Here is a 20142-nt window from a genome sequence, read left to right as displayed (position 1 = left end):
ACTTACTTTTACATTTCCTAAGGTGTACGTGTTTTTTCTCTAACTGGAGGCAAAAGTTTGCTCATGTTCACGGTACGTTTGATCTCCCACGTCTCCGGCTTGTCATGTTCATACTGTTCCAGGTAAAGGATGACTTCTTTCGTGATCGGTGTTGGTGTTGATGCACCCGAAGTAACCGCCACCTTATTTACACCTTTCAGCCATTCTTGCTGAATCTCGGAAACATCGGATACACGGTAGGCCGTAACACCCGCAATCTCCTCCGACACTTGTGCCAAACGGTTAGAGTTATTGCTGCGAGGATCACCCACCACGATAACCAGGTCCGATTGACCTGCCTGTTCCGCAACAGCTTCCTGACGAACCTGAGTTGCAAGGCAAATCTCATTATGAATCTCTGCGCCCGGAAACTTCTCCAGCAGACGGCTCATAATGTGTTTGATATCCCACTGGCTCATCGTTGTCTGATTTGTAATAAGGATTTTGCCTGGAGATACGTTCAGCTCTTCGATCTCTTCTTCCTTCTCGATCAGATGAACGAGATCTGGTGCAACACCAACGGCACCTTCTGGTTCAGGGTGATTCTTTTTGCCGATATAGATGATCTGATAACCCTCTGCCGTCTTCTCCCGAATGAGATCATGTGTTTTGGTGACATCAGGGCATGTTGCATCCACTGTTGTCAATCCTTTGTCCCGTGCCAACTTGCGCACTTCAGGAGATACACCATGAGCTGTGAAAATAATCGTGCCACTCTCCACTTGGCTCAAAATATCCATCCGGTTCGGACCATCCAATGTAATAATACCTTCATCTTCAAAGGAATCCGTCACATGTTGGTTATGCACAATCATACCCAATATATAAATAGGTCGTGGTAAATCCAGATTGCGTGCCGCTTGACGCGCGAGCACCATCGCATCCACAACGCCGTAACAATATCCCCGCGGCGAAATTCGTAGTACTTCCACTTGGTTGCCACCCGCTTTCTTTCTCGGCAACGTTGCCGATGTAATTGCAGTCCTGTCTATTATACCTTTATTCGATAGGCGGAGCAAAGACAACCGGCAACCAGATAATAAAGGTGGTTCCTTCTCCACGTCTGGTCACAACCTCAACCGATCCATGGTGTTCCTCAATAATCCACTTCGCAATCGAAAGTCCCAGACCGATGCCCGGTGTAGCCCCGCGGGATTCATCTGCCCGATAGAAGCGATCAAAGATGAACGGCACTTCGTCCCGATCCATACCAATACCGGTGTCGCTGATGCGCAGTCCCACCTGACCTTTGTATAATACGGCATCCAGCGTCACAGAACCTTCAGGTGTGTATTTAAACGCATTTTCGATGAAAATAAACAACATCTGTTGGAGATAGTCCTTGCTACCGTTCACATAAATGCCGTTCAGGATGGAAAAATCTCCTGGAAGCCAGTCTGCCTGACGATCCAGAAATTGTGCTCTGCGTGCCACTTCCTGTACGAGTATCTGCAGCGGGATCGGATTCAGTTCAATTTTCTGACCCGTATCCGCTCTCGCCAGCGATAACATGTCGCTGATCAGCCTGCTCATACGTTTTCCCTCGTCCGCCATATCTTCAATGGCTTCCAGCGACATTTGTTTGACAGTCTCCTCATCCAGATTCGGTCGGTCGGTTCCTTCCTGATCCCACAGCTTCTTCAAGAAGTCTACGTTCCCGCGAATGGTCGTCAGCGGCGTACGCAGTTCATGTGATGCATCGGATACAAAGCGGCGCTGGGCAGCATTCGTCTCCTCCAAACCACGGAATGACAATTCTGTACGTTCAAGCATATTATTCACCGTTTCAATCAGACGCCCGATCTCATCCTTCGGCCCAGCATATTGAATACGTACACTTAAGTCATCTCCAGATTGAATCTGATTGGCGGCATCAATGACAGTCACGAGCGGGCGCATCGACTTCCGGGCCAGAACAAGACCTGAGGTTATAGCCAATGCCATCGCTACCAGCCAGCCAAAAACCAAAATATTAAGCAACGCTTCCAGCAAGCGCTCTTGTGAACTTACATTCGCACCAACCTGAAGAATTCCACGTACTTCATTGGTACCCTGAAGAGAAAGGGGAAGCTGATTCACCAGAAACGGCGTTCCATCCACATAGATCTTGGATATGCCTCGCTCTTTAAGTATCTCATTGGCTTTTAATACCGGAAACTGAATCTGCAGTTTCTCCATATTACCCGAAATTCTGCCTGAGCGACTCTGATAATCCCAGAGTTGAATATAGATTTGTGCCTCCTGAAGCTGACTCTCTGTAAATGGGTCCAGATCCAACGACTGTGAAAGAGGATTAACACCGATCTGCTCCGTAATCCGGGTACTCTTCACCTTCAATTGCTGTTCGACTTCCTGATAGGAGTTAAAATACACAAAGGCATAGATTACAACGCCCCAAAAGATAAGAACAGCCGCCAAAATGCCAGAATACCATGCGGTTAGTCTTAACCGGATGGACATATCAAGAGTCACCTCTCAGAATATAGCCGGCTCCCCGGATGGTCTGGATTAGACGCTTGCCACCGTATTCTTCGGTCTTCTGTCTGAGCATGGCAATGTACACTTCAAGCACGTTAGACTCACCGCTGTAATCATAACCCCAGATTTTATCCATAATCAGATCACGGGACAGTACCCGTCTTGGATTTTGCATGAACAGATTCAACAGTTCGAATTCTTTGGCAGTCAGCTCCAGCCGCTGCCCATCTCGCAATACTTCACGTGAGTCATTGTCCAAAATGATATCTTCATACATTAAGCGGTTGTCCGGCGTACCCGCACTATCTGACTTGCGGCGCAGCAATGCACGGACACGTGCCAACAATTCTTCCAGCGCAAAAGGTTTTACAAGGTAGTCATCGGCTCCTGTGTCCAGTCCGGTCACCCGGCTCTGTACTTCATCCTTGGCCGTCAGCATCAGCACAGGCACTTTACTGCCTGCTTCTCTCAATCTGCGACATACCTCAAATCCGTCAATCTGCGGCATCATCACATCCAGCACAACGATGTCCGGCTCCTTGTCCATCAGTTTGCTGAGGCCTTCGGCTCCATTGGAAGCCGTCTGTACCTCATATCCTTCAAAAGCCAGCCCCCGGCGGAGCATGGATACAATTTTTTCGTCATCATCCACAATCAAAATAGTTGAGCGCATGGTGGTCTTTCTCCTTTATCCTAACGTTTTATCCCATTGTAACAGGCAGAAGCACAATCTGCATCTTCAAGTAGGCGTCTCCAATCCGTCCTGGTCCATTGTAACTCTGCTTCATCAGGGCAAAAAAACGGAAGGGCCTTCAAACCCTTCCGTTCTGTCAATCCTTACCTGATATTTATGGTTGCTGCTGTTGTGTATCTGTTGTTTGTGAAGTATCAAAATCATTTTTGTTGCCGATTTTGATTTTCAGATCCATCTTCTTACCATCACGCACCACGTTCAGTGTAACTTCACTACCGATTTTCTGTTTCTTGATAAAATCAATCAGATCTTGACTTGTCGCGTACGGCGTACCATTGGCACCTGTGATGATGTCATATGCACGAAGATCTGCTTGGTAAGCCGGTGATTGGAAGATCGTGCTGGCTACAACTGAACCTTCGGTAACGTCTGTTCCCATTTGTTTAGCAACTTCAGGCGTGAGAGCCATCAGAGACGCACCGATAAAGGGTACTGGCTCTTTGGGAACTTCTTTGTTCTCTTTAAGATATTTAACGGCTTCAGAGATGACGCTCGACGGGATTGCAAAACCAATTCCCTGTGCATCTGCGCTTACTGCAACGTTCATTCCGATAACTTCCCCATTCAGGTTAAGCAACGGACCACCGGAGTTACCCGGATTAATCGAAGCATCTGTTTGCAGCAAATGGCTGTACTCACGTGTTTTTCCTGTTTCTTCATCTGGAATGCTGATCGTACGTTCTTTGGCACTCAGTACACCTGCTGTAACCGTGTGTTCGAATCCTTCAGGGTTACCAATAGCTACAAGCCATTCACCGACTTGAGTACTGTTGGAATCACCCAGTGGAGCTACAGGGAACGCATCGTCACCACTATTTTTCTCAATTTTCAATACAGCCAAATCCAGATCAAAGCTGCTTCCCAGCAATTTAGCCTCATAAGGCTTGCTGTTGTTCTCCAGGGTTACCTGGATTACATCTGCACCCTGAACAACGTGTTGGTTCGTCAGGATATATCCTTCTTTGTCAAAAATGAACCCGGAACCAATGCCCATAGGCACAAGCTGATTACCGCTTTGTGGTTGCTGGCTTTGGCCTTGATTGCCTTCCGTTCCGCCCCCATTTCCAAAGAAGTATTGGTACAGCGGATCACTTGTATTTGATCCACCCTGACCCAATCCTGTACGTGAGGACTGCTTCGCGAGTGTTTCGATTTTGACAACAGCCGGACTTGTACTTGTTACTACGGAAGACACATCTTCTTTGCCTGTTGGCAGTAACGACGCTGTGACATTGTTGCCTCCGCCTGTGTTTGTAGACGCTTCCTGTCCTGAACTTTGATTGTCTGTGTTCGTAAGTGCCGTCTCCGGTGTGAACATGTTTGTTCTATCAGCTGTGTACATGAGAACGGTGATGACCAGCATCCCGGCAATAAAGGAAAATAGAAGTGATCTTACGGAAGAACGTGGCTTGCGGTTATTATAGTTCCAGTTGCCTTTGCCGCCATTCCCTTGATCTCCACCGTTACCTGAGCCGTTTCCGCCGCCTGCTGATGATCTTTTCGCTTGTTCGGATGGTTCACTATTATAGTAAGTAGGTACGGGTCTCACCGGATCAGGTTTTGTAATCTCTACATTTCCTTCTTCACGTTGATTATTGCTTCCCATGTGATTTGCTGTATCTTCCTGATTCACGGACTGAAAAGGTCCATAAGAATAATAATAGGAGGATTCGTCCGTTCCGGAAGAATTGCGATTCTCCGTTTGTTTGGTTTCGTTTTCCTCGTCTTGACGGTTCGATCTATAGTTGCGTTCGTCCATGCCTCTCTACCTCCCAATCTCTTATTCCCAAGAGATATTCTTTAACTGTCCTTATTTTGTACTTTAAACCTTAACCGTACCTTAAAAACAATTAAAAAGGAGATAAAAGCACATAAGAATAGACTCTTTTCCCCGTCACGACAGCATTTTACCCTTTCGTTTTCACCCATCCCTGACGATGCGCATAGATGGCCAACTGTGTACGATCGTCCATCTCACATTTCATCAGCAGGTTACTTACATGTGTTTTGACGGTTTTGATACTGATATGTAATTCTTCTCCGATATCTTTGTTGGTCTTTCCCTCTGCAATAAGCAGCAGCACTTCCTTCTCCCGTTCAGTCAGTCCCGATTCACTCTCTCTCGCTGTACGTTGTCTGATTCCCCGGGTTAACGCCTGCGAAACATCACCTGTCATAACAGGCATGCCTCTATATGCCCCTTGCAGAGCATAGATCAGTTCTTCAGCAGAGACTGTCTTCAGTACATAACTTACCGCACCCGCTTCAATCGCTTGCACAACCAGATCATCCTCCAGGAAACTGGTGAGCATCACAATTTTCATCCCTGGAAATTCAGTCATGATGGCTTTTGTTGCTTCAGCGCCATTCATTACAGGCATCATCAGATCCATCAGAATCAGGTCCGGCATTTCACTATCATTTAACTTACGTAACTGATCAAGCGCATCCTGCCCATGGCCCGCTTCTCCCATCACATGAAAAGTAGGTTCCAGCATCAGATATGTTTTCAAGCCCATGCGCACCATATCATGGTCATCCACAATCATCACGTTTACTTTACCACTCATTGCGTCTCCCCCTCTGGTTCACTCAGGAACGTTCGGGAATTTCGGGATCAATACCCGTACCGTCGTTCCCGCTCCCGGTTTCGATATAATCTGAACTTGCCCCCCAAGCTTCTCTGCCCGTTCACGCATGGTAGATAACCCGTATGAACCCGGACGCTCCGCTTGCTGTAAAAATCCCTGACCATCATCGCTGATGCTCATGCTGATCTGATGTTCACTCTCCCGTATGGACAGACTAACCACTCCAGCCTCTGCATGCTTCACAACATTGGCAACTGCCTCCTGAATAACAAGAAACAGCTGGTGCTCAATGGCATCCGAGATTCCGCCATCCAGTTCCAGCTCTTTCACACCTTTAAGACCATTCTGCCTGCAATAATCAGGAAACCAACTATCCAGTGCTGCGGTGAGGTCACGCCCTTCCAGCTCCACCGGTCGAAGTTGGGCAATCAGTCCTCGCATCTGACGCTGTGCAATATGTGACATCTGGATTAACTGGTCCAGTACTTTGCCACCATGTTCCGGATTCATCTCCAGCAGTCGCGGTAAGGACGAAGCCGACATATGCATGGCAAACAGCTGCTGGCTAACCGTGTCATGGAGGTCCCTTGCCATTCGTTTGCGCTCTTCAAGCACAGCCCGCTCCGAGGCTTGCTCCTTCTCAATGACTTCCTGCTCACCGAGGCGCTGAAGCAGTCTCATCTTTTTCTCAATCGAATCCATCATGACATTGAACTCCTGATAGACACGACCAAACGAAGCGTCATCCGCTTCAGGCATGCGCACCGCCAGATTACCCTTGGACACTTTCAACATGTTGAGATCAAGCAGGTCGATCTTGCGTTGGAGCCGTAATGCAGCGATATATCCGGTGATAACGGTGGCCAGCACAACAACGGCAACATAGGTCCATGCCCTCTGACGACCAGCCCCCATCAACACCTCTCCATACAATAGATAGAATCCGCCCAGTGTAATCAGACCAGTTAGCGCAAAATACATCATCAGTTCCCATTTATTGGCCTTGAGAATTGTTCGAATCATGCGTTAACCCACCTTATTCACTTTGACGTCTCCGATAAACACACTTACAATAATCCGTACCTTTTTGCTAGCTTCATGGTAATGGGCAGTTTCAGCCTGGGCACTACTCAGGAATCCGCCGCGTTTCTGATTCAACAGTGACATATCTCCAATGAAGGAATTTGTCGTCACCGTCACACCCAGATCCATATCTTCCGGAACAAATACTTTCACATCCCCAATAAATGAAGAAATGACAATCTTCGTCTCCCCATAAGGAATCTGTGCTTTGGTCAAATCAATTACGGTATCTCCGATAAAAGCCGAGATGTTCATTGGTTTCAACGAGAACACTTCCTGCCCCATGTACAGATCCCCGATGAACGCCGATTTATTAATGGTATTGCCACTGCCATAATCCCCATAACCATTTCCGTAGCCATCATCATAATGTTCTCCATATCCGGTATCGTTAGAGTTATACGATTGATGTTTCTTCTTATATTGATGCCCTTGTGATGATGAATCCGTTGATCCTGTGAAATGAGGGCCATGTGCATCATTCTTCTGTTCCTGTTTTGGTTTGCCAAATGTTTTCTCGAACTGTTCGTCAAACGATGACGGCATCTCCAGATCCTCCGGATCTAACGGTTTATAAGGTTGCTCAGGTGCTGGAGGTGGCTGCATCTTGTCATGATGTTTCCGATCACGACGTCGTGGCCCAATCAGTACAAACAATCCTCCGCCAATCAGCATAACCGGGATCAGATAACGAATGAACTCCCCCATGGAGTAATCAATCCATCCCAGGTTACGGGCAAGAAAGTAACCGCCGATCGCCAGTACAATTACGGGTCCAATAAAGGCGTAACCCCCGTTGCGACGAATCTCGGATATTCCTTTGACCCCCCACCAGATTAGAAATAACGGCCAATATGTTCTGAAAATATATCCTACATCAATGTCATATCCCAATTGTCTGAACAAGATCATCGCACCAATAGCAATAAGAGGTATGCCAACCCACCAGCGGTCACGCGTCGATCGTTTCATCGCTCATGTCTCCTTTGTCTGTATTATGTATCCAGTGTAACTCAGACAAGACAATGAGAACAGCGGCGGCAGGTGGAATTCATCTCGGTCTCGAGACTGAGATGGGAGGATATTAATGTAAAAAAATTTGCATATCTAAAACACCCCGGAGCTGCTGCTCCAGGGTGCTGAATCATCATTAGATTAATGAATCTTCAATTATTTTTTGTATTTTGATGCTTTGCCTTGACCTTGGCCAGTTTGGCCTGTGTTTTCTACACCGAACTCGGCATTGTATTTTTCATCAGGTGTTTGGAAATTATCTTGTACTTTGTTTTGAGCGGATTGCTTCACTTTTGCTGCTGCATTCTCTTCTCCAAACTCTGCATTGTACTTCTCGTTTGGCGTTTGGTACCCTTGTGATTTTTTAGCCACAACGAATCACCTCTCTCTTCATATTTACGATGCATTGCTGCACCGCGGGGTTCGTCCCCAGTCAGTATTATGTGGAGAGAGCACTTCAGTTATTCATGTGACCATGTGAAATTAAATGGCCTTGTCCAACCACGAATCCGGTACGGATTTGTACACATCGATTGCATCGGCCAACTCGCTGAGCATCTTTTCTGTGCATTTCCCAGCGCCTTGCCTGATCACCTGTACCTCCACATCCTTTTTGCCCCACTCTTTGTACACTTGCTTGGTAGTCGGGAAATATAGATCGATTTTATTGCCTTTGATCGCTGAACCCGTATCTGCAACAATTCCGTAACCATAGCCAGGAATGTACAGAATGGAACCCATCGGGAATAATTTTGGATCAGCTGCAATCGTGGAAACTGTTTCTTTATCACGACGTACTTTGACACCAGAATACGTAATTCCGTATTGAGGATGTTTTGGTCCTTTTCCTGTAGACTCCACACCTGCCGTATATCCCGTTGCTGTAACCTTTTGTGTACCCAGGATTTGTTCTGAACGCGGAGCAAGCACAGGCATAGACGGATCTGCCACTTGTTTCTCAGGAAGCTCAGGTCTTGGAATGACCATTGGTTGTGGTGACCACAATAAAGCCATATACACCATGGTCGTCAGCTGGGCTTCATCGCTGTATTGATGGCTAACCTGTTCCGGAAATTCTTGATCAGGCTTGCTCGAAGTCTCAATAATCAGACCTTCACTTCTACTGTTGTGACTCTCCACATGCAGTACTGCACTTTCCTCTTCAAATGTATAGGCATCCGCATGATTCAGGTTAATCATCATCCCGGCGAACATCACACAGCCAACCAATAAACCCCGTATATGTTCCTTTTGAATTGAGAATTGCTTTTTCATTGTATAACCTCCCCCTCACTGCAAAGGTTTTCCAAAAAGCAATTAATCTATACTTTTTACTGCAAACACTACGAAAAACGCCTGAATAACATAGGTCAATCCCATGTTATCCAGGCGTTATTCAGAGTGATCAGCGCAAATTATACACTGGTTATCTGATAAATCATTTGTTCATTTATACCAAACGTGTTGCAATTTCTTCTTTCAATTGAGCGATTATTTCATCGACCGGTTTCATGCCAAGATCGCCTTCTCCACGCTTACGCACGGATACCGCTTCTGCATTACGCTCATTCTCACCAACAACAAACATATAAGGCATTTTCTCCAGCTGCGCCTCACGGATTTTATATCCAAGCTTCTCGTTCCGCAGATCGGCTTCAGCAGAGATTCCCGCACGTTTCAGTTTCGCTTCCACTTCACGCGCATAATCGTCGAAGTTTCCGGATACCGGGATCACTTTTGCCTGTACCGGAGACAACCACAATGGGAAAGCTCCTGCAAAGTTCTCCAGCAAGAATGCTGTGAAACGTTCCATTGTACTAATTACACCGCGGTGAATAACGACTGGACGATGTTTCTGTCCGTCATCTCCCACATATTCAAGTTCAAAGCGCTCAGGCAACAGGAAGTCCAGTTGAACTGTAGACAATGTCTCTTCTTTGCCCAGGGCTGTTTTGATCTGCACATCCAGCTTCGGACCGTAGAATGCCGCCTCACCTTCAGCTTCATAGAAAGGAAGATCAAGTTCTTCCACAACTTCACGCAGCATGCGTTGGGACATTTCCCACATCTCGTCGTTCTGGAAGTATTTCTCGGTATCCTGCGGATCACGATAGGACAGACGGAAACGGTATTCGTTGATACCGAAATCCTTGTACACTGTTTGAATCAACTCGATAACACGAGCGAACTCTTCTTTGATCTGATCCGGGCGTGCAAAAATGTGTGAGTCGTTCAGTGTCATTGCACGTACACGATGCAGACCTGTTAATGCGCCCGACATTTCATAACGGTGCATCATACCAAGCTCGGCAATCCGGATTGGCAGATCACGGTAGCTGTGCATGCTGGACTTATACACCATCATATGGTGAGGACAGTTCATTGGACGGAGAACAAGTTCCTCGTTATCCATAACCATTTTCGGGAACATATCTTCCTGGTAGTGCTCCCAGTGTCCAGATGTTTTGTACAATTCCACGTTACCCAGAACCGGTGTGTATACATGCTGGTATCCCAGGCTTTCTTCCAGATCCACAATATAACGCTCCAGAGTACGGCGCAGCTTCGCACCGTTAGGCAACCAGATTGGCAAGCCTTGACCGACCAGTTGGGAGAATGTGAACATTTCCAGCTCTTTACCCAACTTACGGTGATCCCGTTTTTTAGCTTCTTCGAGAAAGTGCAAATGCTCGTCCAGCTGTGCTTTTTTCACAAAAGCCGTACCATAGATACGTTGAAGCATTTTGTTTTTGCTATCTCCACGCCAGTAAGCACCCGCGACATTCATCAGTTTGAACACTTTGATTTTGCTAGTTGATGGTACGTGAGGGCCACGACACAAGTCGAAGAATTCACCTTGCTCATAAATCGTAATCACGCTGTCCGCTGGCAAATCACGAATCAACTCAAGTTTGTAAGGATCGCCCACTTCTTCGAACGTTTTGATCGCGTCCTCGCGGCTAACTTCCTTACGTACAATTGGCAAGTTCTCATTCACAATACGTTCCATTTCCTTCTCGATCTTTTGCAGATCTTCAGGATTGAGCGCATGTTCGAGGTCCATATCATAGTAGAAACCATCTTCAATGACAGGGCCGATACCGAGGCGCACCTCTTTGTTACCATATAAACGTTTCACTGCTTGAGCCATCAAGTGAGCTGTACTATGACGCATCACTTCAAGTCCTTCTGGTGAATCCAGCGTTACGATCTCCACCAATGCTCCCTCATGAAGTGTTGTGGACAAGTCCACCACGATACCATCCAGCTTGCCGGCTACGGCATTTTTGCGCAATCCGCTGCTAATTGAAGCGGCTACGTCCTCAATGCTGCTGCCATCCGCGTACTCACGTACCGAACCATCCGGTAATTTAATGTTCACTGCCATTTGTCTCATTCCTCCTGTTAATGTAACCTTTGTGTCCAGATATTTATGGACTGATTATCTATTGCTATTCCAGTCATTTTGCAAAGGAACGCAAAAAACACCCGTCCCGGCAAAGGGACGAGTGATATATACTCGTGGTTCCACCCTAATTCAGCTGATTCATCCATATTCGGAAATACAGCCCTCATTGGCATGACGATAACGGGCATGACCCGGCAGATCCTTACTCGCGGATAATCCCCATTAAAGGCGATATTCTAACTCCACTTTCAAAATTGCAGCTACAAAGGGGTAAACCATACGTGATATCCGGAGGAAATTTCAGCCAAGGTTCCTCTCTCTGCACCGATCTTGCGTGTGGTTGTTGTCTTTGTCAACGCTTTTGGTTCAATGGTTCACATGAAAAATTCATGGATCAACAGTTATTATAATTGCCGAGATCACTTGCGTCAAGACCTGTCAACAATCCTGAGCGCAGCACTTCGCATTCCGGGCAATGATGACATATTTGCACTTTGTCTTCAAAGATCTGGCATATGGTCGAGATGATTGGCAGATCCGGGGTGCGTGTATGGAGCATTACCTTCTCAGGAGAGATTGAGATGAGTGTACTTACAATCATATCTTCGATATCCATCTCCAGTTCCAGACCCGGCATTTCCACAACGACCTGTTCATCCTTTTGCACGGGTAACAGATTAAGTCCAGCATCCAGTACCTGAAACTCATGCATTCCCTTGTGTACAAGATGAACCAGAGGTACTTTGGCTTCTTGAAAAAACACAAAATATTTTAACAACCCCATAAACTCTTCATACTGCCGATCCATCCAGAACTCATCGAGTGCATACTCCACTAATTCCTGAAGCTCCTGCTTGTATGGCCGTATGCGGAAGTTGATAATGCCTTCAAGGTGAAAAAAGTGAACATCCTCCAGATCCTGCCGTAGTCCACTGGCTAACGTAGTACGGCGACGCTCCCGAAGTCCGGGCTGATCCAAATCACCATTTAATAGAAGTGGCATGCAGATTCGATTGACCTTCTCCACCTCATGCTCATCCATGACAGAACACGCCTTGGCGATCATATCCTCCACCATGCTCCGTTCTTGTGTCTCCATAATGAAGTCGGCGAGTCCAAGGGAGAGCAGATCACTGATCCGGGGAAGCCATTGCTGGAAGTCTTCGTGATTCTCATTCCCTCTGCACACCCAGGTTGCTCTTCCATCATTATGTTTGAAGGTGAGCCGAAATCCTCTTTTACTTATATGTAAACCTTTGGTTTTTTCCTTGACACAACGATAAAATTGATCCGCTTCCTCTTGCCCCGATACATCGGTCCATACAGCAAACAGTTCCACAAGAATCACTCCTTTCCTTCCTGTTCAAAGTATATGGCAAGGCCGATGGGGATATACGAAGCGGATTGATGGAAAGCGTGTCATGATTTCTCAGTATATTATGAAGAGGTTTGGAGTTAAGACAAAAATGTGTTATTATTTTAATAACAGTATGTTTCACGGGAAAGGAGGGAAGCCAAAATGAGACAACAACCTAGAATACTCCACTACACTATCATTATCATTTTGTGCGTTTTTCAAGCCTTGTGCTTCCCTATTCCGATGCAGTCCGAATCTGCCGTTGGGGTGTCTGTAGAAGCAACTTCCAACAAGGAAGTGCTGTTGCAAATACCCGAATCCCAGCAGAAACCTGTCATTCGCAAATATCCACAAGTTATGTCCAAGCTGATTGCGGTTACGCATAATAAGCCTGTCTTTCTTGTCCTCGCATTGTTATTGATGCTGCGAATCCCTACAACGGGTCTGTCCTTTAAACCGTGGTATTGTCTATTTAAACGCAGATTATTTCTGCTACCTATTAAGTTTACCAGCATGTATGTATCCCTCACCCCTATAGCACCAAAATACGTGAACGCTCTTCACTAGCCGTTACGACGTATTTACAGGTTGCTTTTGCATGAAGACACCTCTGTAATTAAAGACGGTGCGCTTGTGCATAACTTATAACCCTTTTAGCACACGTTAGATAAACCCATGTTTATGACAGTACCTATTTTTGTTGTACCCACACCGACAAATTCAAATCATATGGCTGTGTCAGGAATTTCTGGCTCTGTTTACCCGCATCTTTTGATGTTCCCTTGAGCAGCAGATTAATCATTTTCGGGAAATAAGCCTGTCTTCTATGGCCAGCCCCTAATTATAAGGAGGCAACAATCCATGGATGTACGCGAAACAGACTTGCCGGGAATCGGCAAAAAATTTCAGATTGAAACAAGCAGCGGTGATAAAATTGTCATTATTATTCACGATGACGGTCGCCGGGAAATGTACCACTTCGAGTATGATGATCCCGATCAAAGCATCTCGATGATCACACTTGACGATTACGAAGCACGACAGATTGCTGCTATTGTTGGCGGATTAACTTACAAACCAAAACAGCTTGAAAATATTGAAGTAACGTTTGACGACCTGATTATCGAGTGGTACAAAATCGAACCATCCTTCGGAAGTATCGGTAAATCCATCGGTGAATTGGACGTACGTCAAAACTCTGGGGCAACGGTTATCGCCGTTGTAGAGAAAAATCACAAAAAACATATCAGCCCAGGTCCGGAGGTAGTTATCAGTGCAGAATCCACGGTGGTAGCCGTTGGCGAACGCAATCAGCAGAAACTGTTTAAATCCCTCCTCCTGACTGGAAGGGGGTAAATAGATGGATCATTTGATATTCGAAGTAGGTCTGGCCCTTGTGCTCATTGCAGCAGCCGGCCTTTTATCGGCAAAACTAAGATTTTCGGTCGTTCCATTTTATATTCTGATCGGGATGGCCGTTGGGCCACATGCCATGAAAATCTGGCATCTGGACTTCCGTTTTATTGAGAGTCAGCCTTTTATTGAATTTATGGGTCGGATCGGTATTCTGTTCCTTCTCTTCTACCTTGGACTTGAATTCTCGGTAGGTCGTTTAATTAAATCGGGTCGCTCCATTGCAGTTGGCGGCTCGATCTACATCGGCATTAACTTTACGCTGGGATTAATATTCGGTTTTGTGTCCGGTTTCCCAGTTGCAGAAGCACTTATTATTGCAGGTATAACTACCATCTCTTCCAGTGCCATTGTGGCCAAGGTACTCGTTGATTTGAAACGAACGGCCAACCCGGAAACAGAGATGATATTGGGTATTATTATGTTCGAAGATGTATTCCTCGCTGTATATATCTCGATCTTGTCCGGACTTGTGCTTAGTGATTCATCCTCCATCGGAGGCGTCATCATGTCTGCACTTATTGCCCTCGGATTCATGCTTATCGTGATTATCCTTGGACGTAAAGCAACACCGCTACTAAACAAATTGCTTAAAATTCGATCGAATGAGCTATTCTCTCTCGTTGTATTTGGAGCCTTGTTCCTGGTAGCTGGTTTCTCTGAAACCATTCATGTTGCCGAAGCGATTGGTGCATTACTGGTTGGTCTGGTGCTTGCTGAAACAGAACACGCGAAACGGATTGAGCACTTGATTCTACCGTTCCGTGACTTCTTCGGAGCAATCTTCTTCTTCAGCTTTGGATTGTCCATTGATCCGTTGTCCTTGGGTGGCGATGCCGTATGGTTAGCTCTGATTGCAGTTGTTATTACATTGTTCGGTAACTTCCTGGCGGGTATGCTGGCCGGGCGCAGTGCAGGACTATCACCCAAAGCATCGGCGAATATTGGATTAACCATTGTGTCACGGGGTGAGTTTTCCATCATCTTGGCCAACATGGGTAAAGCCGGGGGACTGTTGCCAATGATTCAACCATTTGCCGCGCTGTATGTCCTGATTCTGGCCATTCTGGGTCCTTTATTAACCAAAGAGTCCAAACATGTATTCCGTTTATTGGATAAAATATTCAAGTTCAAAGATCCTCGGAAAAAGAAAGAAGAACCAAAGGTGCTGCAGAAAGAAGGATAACACCTATGTCTGTACAGAACAGACATACTAACGTACTTCGCGGCTCTTACGCCGATCTTTCTGTGACTAACCCAGGGAGAATGGCTCGAAAGCCGCACTAAGGAGGATGACCTATGAAAGCACCTCTGATATCGGCTAATCCGGTGCCAAACACCGCCAAGACCAGGATATCGTCTACCCGCCGCTGGTTAAACCTGTTTCTCGTTATTGCGGGCGGAATTCTGGCCTCCGTGGGACTTGAATTGTTCTTACACCCCAATAAGATTATTATTGGAGGCATTACAGGCATTTCCTCACTCTTCGCCCACTGGACCGAAATGAGGATTGGATTGTTTCTATTTTTATTCAATGTTCCGTTTATATTTCTGTCTTACAAGATTGTGCAGAAGAAATTTGTACTGGTTACTGTTCTAGGTCTGGTTGTCTTTTCGATCGGTGCCATTGTGCTTCATCCCATGCCGCCACTTGTAGAGCATCCGCTGGCTGCCGCCATGTTTGGCGGATTATGCCTCGGACTCGGAATTGGGCTCGTCGTGCGGTATGGCGGGACACTGGATACGCTGGAAATCGGTGATCCGTCTTCCCGCCCACCTGAACGTGTATTTAGCGGAAAACGGATGCTTATCGAAAAAATAATCATGCTGCTTAACTTGTTGATACTGACAGCCGCTGGTGTTGTCTTTGGCTGGGACCAAGCGATGTATTCCGTAATCGCCTATCTTATTGCTTATGAAATGGTGTACATTGCGTTCAGGGGCTTCTCTTCCAAACGCAAAGTATGCATTTTGACTACACAAAGCTCTCAAGTTGAAAAAGCTGTACGCAAACGGCTGCGCCGTGAACCTGGAAATCTGGAAGCCACTTCTGACTCAACACAACTCGCGATGGCGGAAGGATGGATCAGGCAAATCCCGGGTGCACTTTATTATGAGGTACATGTGCTGGAGATGATCTGGTTGAAGTCCATTGTGCGTCACATTGATCCACATGCGGGCATTGTAACGAATCCGGAAAAATAATAGCTCATGTAAGTTGAACTAAAGATATTTACACTGACACTACGATGACAGAACAACCTTCCAATCGCTGTTATCCCCAGATTTTTTCTATTCCCTTTTCACAAGGGAAAAATCCGGGGATAGCGTATGCTTTCGGAGCAGCTTTCTTTCAGAAAGCTTTCAGGCGAACGCTTCGCTTTTTCAGGTTTTTTCTGTCCTCTTTCTTATCGTGTAATTTTAATTCAACTTACAAAAAACGCTCTCTTCCCCTATGGATGGACAGTATTGTCCATCCATAGGGGAAGAGAGCGTTTTTTTTCTGTTATTATAATTAATTGTTATTATAGTTCAACGATGGCTTTGACTACATGTGAATCTGGCAAAAGCCATTGGTCTATTGCCGTAGGTAACTCATCAAATTCCACGCGGTGTGTGATGTACCCATCCATACTTAATTTCTTTTGACGCAAGGTCGACAGGACTTGTTCAAAATCTTCACGGGTTGCGTTTCGACTGCCCAGGATACTCATCTCCCGCTTGTGAAATTCGGGGTCATGAAAGGTAATATCCGCTTTCACCAGTCCCACGAAAATAAGTTGACCACTATGAGCAACATATTGAAGCGCCTCATTCATGGAATTCACGTTACCTGTTGCGTCGAAGACAGCTGTAGCATAGTCGCCTCCCGTAATTTTAGCCACTTGTTGTACAGCATGTTCATTAGCCTGAACCAGGTCATCAGCTCCAGCCCAAGTCCGGCTAAGCTCCAGCCTGTCCAGATTACGATCAACAGCAATAACATGCGCCCCCGCCTGTTTGGCAAATGCCATCACACCCAATCCAATGGGGCCAGCTCCAATCACAATCACATGCTCACCAGGTTTAATTCCTGCTCTTCTGACGGCATGGGCTCCAATGCTTAATGGTTCTACCATTGCCGTCTCATCCAGCGTCAAACCTTCTGCTGAGAGCAGATGTGAGACAGGCACGCTGATTTTTTCTCTCATGCCTCCGTCTACGTGCACACCCATGACTTGCATGGACGCACAACAATTGGTTTTTCCACTGCGACATGCAATACAGTGACCGCAGTGCAGATACGGAATAATACTTACCTGATCCCCAGGCTGTAACCCAGCCTCGTTCGGACCGATTTCTTCAATAACAGCCGCCAGTTCATGACCCAGAACACGAGGATAGGTAAAAAATGGCTGGTTGCCTTTGTATGCATGCAGATCCGTTCCACAGATTCCAATCCTCCGAATGGCAACCAACGCCTCTCCTTCTGCTCGTTCCGGTTGTGGCAGGTCCTGGAGCTTCAATTGATCTATTTCTTCACATACAATGGCTCTCATCGTCGTTCCCCCTTGGGTGCTTCTACTGTCGTGTTGCTTGGCTTCGTATTATATTCAGGTCGTCCGCTTGACCACGTCTCGTTATGCAATGGAGCCAGAATGCACAGCACTTCATCCAGCAGGCTCTGATCGATCGGTTCCTCTATCCAGGCTGCATTATTGAGGATATTGCGCTGGCTGGCACTGCTCACCAGTGTTGTCGGAATTCGCTCATTCGACGTGGAGAATTGCACGGCCAGCTTGGCAATGTCACTGCCTTGTTCTGCACAGAAGCGGGCAGCCTTCAGGCAGAGCTGTTTCACCCGATCATCTGCCGGATGCCAGGCAGGAGCCCCTCGGGTACTCAACAAGCCCATAGAAAGAGGCGAAGCATTGACGAGGCCAATTTCTTTTTTTTCCAACAAGGGCAATAAAGATAATAATGAGGTATCATTCAATGAATAATGACAGTACGAGATGATCGCATCCGCATCGATCTGTGGCAGTACCTTCTCGAACAAAGGCAAGGGTAAGCCACAAATGCCCGCATGTCGTATAACTCCCTGCTCTTTCAGACGCAGCAACGTTGGAAAGGCTTCTTCTACGATGATCTCTGCTGGCACAAATTCAATATCATGCAGGAACAGAATGTCGATATAGTCTGTATGCAGTCGATCCAGGCTCTCTTGCACGCTATCCAGAATCCGCTGACGTGAAAAATCAAACTCATTTTCCCCATACCGTCCGGCTTTGGTTGATAACATATATGAATTTCGCGGCAAGCTACGGATGGCTTCACCCAACACGGACTCCGCTTTTGTCAGCCCGTAGTAAGGCGAAACGTCTATGTAATTCATCCCCGCATCTACGGCCGCATGTACAGTGCGAATCCCTTCGTCCCGGTCAATGTCACGAAATACAGAACCGAGTGAGGATGCTCCAAAACTCAATACAGGTACGTCCAGTTCCGTCTTGCCAAGTATTCTTCTCTTCATCGGTTTAACCCCTTCCAGCGTGTCTGACTACACAAGTTCCCTTTCATTGTAACAGTTCAATTTCAATATAAAATATCGCCAATTGCGTAACATGTACTGTTTGATGACCTCGAACCGCAGAAAGAAATCAAAAAGCCCGCCGTCTCTCCAAACGGAGTAGTCAGCGGGCTTCGCTTCATAAATCCTTATCTAACGATCAAAGTTTATAAAGAGTAGTATTGAATTAATTAGAATTAGTTCTGCATTACGAAATCTTCATGCACGGCATTCTCTTCGTCGAACATACGCACGATGTCATATCGAGTGTTACGTTGTGCCGGGATATAACCGGACTCCCGAATCAAACGGAGAATGGATTCAATGTTAACTTTATATGTTGCACCAGCAGCAGATACAACGTTCTCTTCAATCATCGTGCTACCGAAGTCATTACAGCCAAATTCAAGCGACTTCTTACCGATCTCAGGACCCATCGTTACCCAAGAGGATTGAATGTTCTTGATATTATCAAGCACCAGTCGGCTGATGGCTACAGTCTTCAAGTACTCTTCCGGAGTCTGACGCTCCAGCTTAAGGTTGGTATTGTCTGGCTGGAAGGTCCAAGGAATGAATGCCAGGAAACCTTCGGAGTCATACTTGTTCGCGATACATTCGTCCTGAGCTTCACGTACACGGAGCAAGTGTAATGCACGCTCTTCCATCGATTCACCAAGTCCGATAACCATCGTTGCCGTGGTGTTCATACCGATGCGGTGTGCAGTTTGCATAACGTCCATCCAATCCCGCCATGAACCTTTCAAGCGGCTGATTTTCCGACGTGTGCGGTCATCCAGAATTTCAGCGCCGCCACCAGGCAAGGAATCCAGACCAGCTTCGTGAATGGCACGGACAACCTCTTCCAAGGTAAGGCCATCGGATACTTCAACCATTTTCATAATCTCCGCTGGGGAGAAAGAGTGCATCGTGATGTTCGGGAAACGCTCTTTAATGGCTTTCAACAGGTCTGTATAATAGCTGAAAGGCAAGTTTGGATTCGTTCCACCTTGCATCAAAATCTCGGTACCATTCACATCTTCCGTTTCCTGAATCTTCTGGAAAATAACTTCGTCTGGAAGCACATAACCTTCATCCGAACCAGGTCTGCGGTAGAAAGCACAAAAACGGCAGTACACATCACACACGTTTGTGTAGTTGACGTTACGCCCAATTACAAATGTTCTGTATGGTTCAGGATGCATGCGTTTCATAATGACATTAGCAGCTGCCCCGATTTTGTCCACTTCATTGGATTCAAATAACTGAATCGTGTCTTCCAAGTCCAAACGTTCGCCCCGAAGGGCTTTATCTAAGATACGGTCTACCGTACTCATCGTAAAAAAGCCTCCCTCATGAAGAGAAATTATATAACGATCCGTCCCAACTTGTTCAAGAGAAGCAAGTTCTGGTGGCAACATCGTATTTCTGTACTCCACATATCGTAACACAGGTTAC

General features: G+C 46.4%; 18 protein-coding genes. 4 read left to right on the top strand and 14 right to left on the bottom strand.

Annotation, left to right across the window (positions count from 1 at the left end; all coding sequences use genetic code 11):
• Positions 1 to 17: 17 nt before the first annotated feature.
• The 11 genes from BS614_RS13000 to BS614_RS12950 all read right to left on the bottom strand — a co-directional run bounded on the left by BS614_RS13000 (position 18) and on the right by BS614_RS12950 (position 12716).
• Positions 18 to 971 (bottom strand): 4-hydroxy-3-methylbut-2-enyl diphosphate reductase, encoded by a 954-nt coding sequence (locus BS614_RS13000; RefSeq protein WP_036669829.1) that lies wholly within the window; start codon positions 969 to 971, stop codon positions 18 to 20.
• Between the two features lie 67 nt (positions 972 to 1038).
• Positions 1039 to 2499 (bottom strand): sensor histidine kinase, encoded by a 1461-nt coding sequence (locus tag BS614_RS12995; RefSeq protein ID WP_074094317.1) that lies wholly within the window; start codon positions 2497 to 2499, stop codon positions 1039 to 1041.
• 1 nt (position 2500) lies between these two features.
• Positions 2501 to 3190, bottom strand: a complete 690-nt coding sequence (locus BS614_RS12990) for a response regulator transcription factor (protein WP_036610048.1) — start codon at positions 3188 to 3190, stop codon at positions 2501 to 2503.
• A gap of 175 nt (positions 3191 to 3365) precedes the next feature.
• Positions 3366 to 5030 (bottom strand): S1C family serine protease, encoded by a 1665-nt coding sequence (locus BS614_RS12985; RefSeq protein WP_074094316.1) that lies wholly within the window; start codon positions 5028 to 5030, stop codon positions 3366 to 3368.
• 148 nt (positions 5031 to 5178) lie between these two features.
• The gene (locus BS614_RS12980; protein ID WP_017689597.1) at positions 5179 to 5841 is read right to left on the bottom strand and encodes a response regulator; all 663 of its coding nucleotides are present in this window, start codon (positions 5839 to 5841) and stop codon (positions 5179 to 5181) included.
• An 18-nt stretch (positions 5842 to 5859) separates the two neighbouring features.
• Positions 5860 to 6885, bottom strand: coding sequence for a HAMP domain-containing sensor histidine kinase (locus BS614_RS12975; RefSeq protein WP_036669825.1), 1026 nt, complete (start codon positions 6883 to 6885; stop codon positions 5860 to 5862).
• Between the two features lie 3 nt (positions 6886 to 6888).
• The gene (gene liaF, locus BS614_RS12970; protein WP_074094315.1) at positions 6889 to 7917 is read right to left on the bottom strand and encodes a cell wall-active antibiotics response protein LiaF; all 1029 of its coding nucleotides are present in this window, start codon (positions 7915 to 7917) and stop codon (positions 6889 to 6891) included.
• Between the two features lie 198 nt (positions 7918 to 8115).
• Positions 8116 to 8331, bottom strand: coding sequence for a hypothetical protein (locus tag BS614_RS12965; RefSeq protein WP_036610057.1), 216 nt, complete (start codon positions 8329 to 8331; stop codon positions 8116 to 8118).
• 111 nt (positions 8332 to 8442) lie between these two features.
• Positions 8443 to 8982 (bottom strand): 3D domain-containing protein, encoded by a 540-nt coding sequence (locus BS614_RS12960; RefSeq protein ID WP_081595013.1) that lies wholly within the window; start codon positions 8980 to 8982, stop codon positions 8443 to 8445.
• Positions 8983 to 9409: 427 nt separating this feature from the next.
• Positions 9410 to 11347, bottom strand: a complete 1938-nt coding sequence (thrS, locus tag BS614_RS12955) for a threonine--tRNA ligase (protein ID WP_036610058.1) — start codon at positions 11345 to 11347, stop codon at positions 9410 to 9412.
• A 415-nt stretch (positions 11348 to 11762) separates the two neighbouring features.
• Positions 11763 to 12716, bottom strand: coding sequence for a putative sporulation protein YtxC (locus BS614_RS12950; protein WP_051447153.1), 954 nt, complete (start codon positions 12714 to 12716; stop codon positions 11763 to 11765).
• 171 nt (positions 12717 to 12887) lie between these two features.
• Between BS614_RS12950 and BS614_RS12945 the strand changes: the two genes are divergently transcribed.
• From BS614_RS12945 to BS614_RS12930, 4 genes are all read left to right on the top strand, one after another.
• Positions 12888 to 13292: a hypothetical protein gene (locus tag BS614_RS12945; protein ID WP_051447154.1), complete on the top strand. Its 405-nt coding sequence runs from the start codon at positions 12888 to 12890 to the stop codon at positions 13290 to 13292.
• A 294-nt stretch (positions 13293 to 13586) separates the two neighbouring features.
• Positions 13587 to 14081 carry a cation:proton antiporter regulatory subunit gene (locus BS614_RS12940; RefSeq protein ID WP_036610059.1) on the top strand — a complete coding sequence of 165 codons (495 nt, stop codon included), beginning with the start codon at positions 13587 to 13589 and terminating at the stop codon, positions 14079 to 14081.
• 4 nt (positions 14082 to 14085) lie between these two features.
• Complete coding sequence (locus BS614_RS12935; protein WP_036610060.1) at positions 14086 to 15324, top strand: cation:proton antiporter; 1239 nt, start codon at positions 14086 to 14088, stop codon at positions 15322 to 15324.
• A gap of 113 nt (positions 15325 to 15437) precedes the next feature.
• Positions 15438 to 16343 (top strand): YitT family protein, encoded by a 906-nt coding sequence (locus BS614_RS12930; RefSeq protein WP_074094314.1) that lies wholly within the window; start codon positions 15438 to 15440, stop codon positions 16341 to 16343.
• A gap of 320 nt (positions 16344 to 16663) precedes the next feature.
• On the opposite strand, the gene BS614_RS12925 is transcribed toward BS614_RS12930, so the two are convergent.
• The 3 genes from BS614_RS12925 to mqnC form a co-directional block, all read right to left on the bottom strand.
• Complete coding sequence (locus tag BS614_RS12925; RefSeq protein WP_074094313.1) at positions 16664 to 17677, bottom strand: zinc-binding alcohol dehydrogenase family protein; 1014 nt, start codon at positions 17675 to 17677, stop codon at positions 16664 to 16666.
• On the bottom strand, positions 17674 to 18651 hold the full coding sequence (locus tag BS614_RS12920; protein ID WP_074094312.1) for an aldo/keto reductase: 978 nt from the start codon (positions 18649 to 18651) through the stop codon (positions 17674 to 17676). The genes BS614_RS12925 and BS614_RS12920 overlap by 4 nt, the downstream gene beginning before the upstream one ends.
• 233 nt (positions 18652 to 18884) lie before the next feature.
• Positions 18885 to 20021, bottom strand: coding sequence for a cyclic dehypoxanthinyl futalosine synthase (mqnC, locus tag BS614_RS12915; RefSeq protein ID WP_074096829.1), 1137 nt, complete (start codon positions 20019 to 20021; stop codon positions 18885 to 18887).
• Between the last annotated feature and the right edge of the window lie 121 nt (positions 20022 to 20142).

Origin of the sequence: Paenibacillus xylanexedens, assembly GCF_001908275.1 — a bacterium.
GTDB classification, from domain to species: domain Bacteria; phylum Bacillota; class Bacilli; order Paenibacillales; family Paenibacillaceae; genus Paenibacillus; species Paenibacillus xylanexedens_A.
The sequence above is the reverse complement of the archived record's forward strand: the minus strand, read 5'-3'. Positions and strand labels throughout refer to the sequence as shown.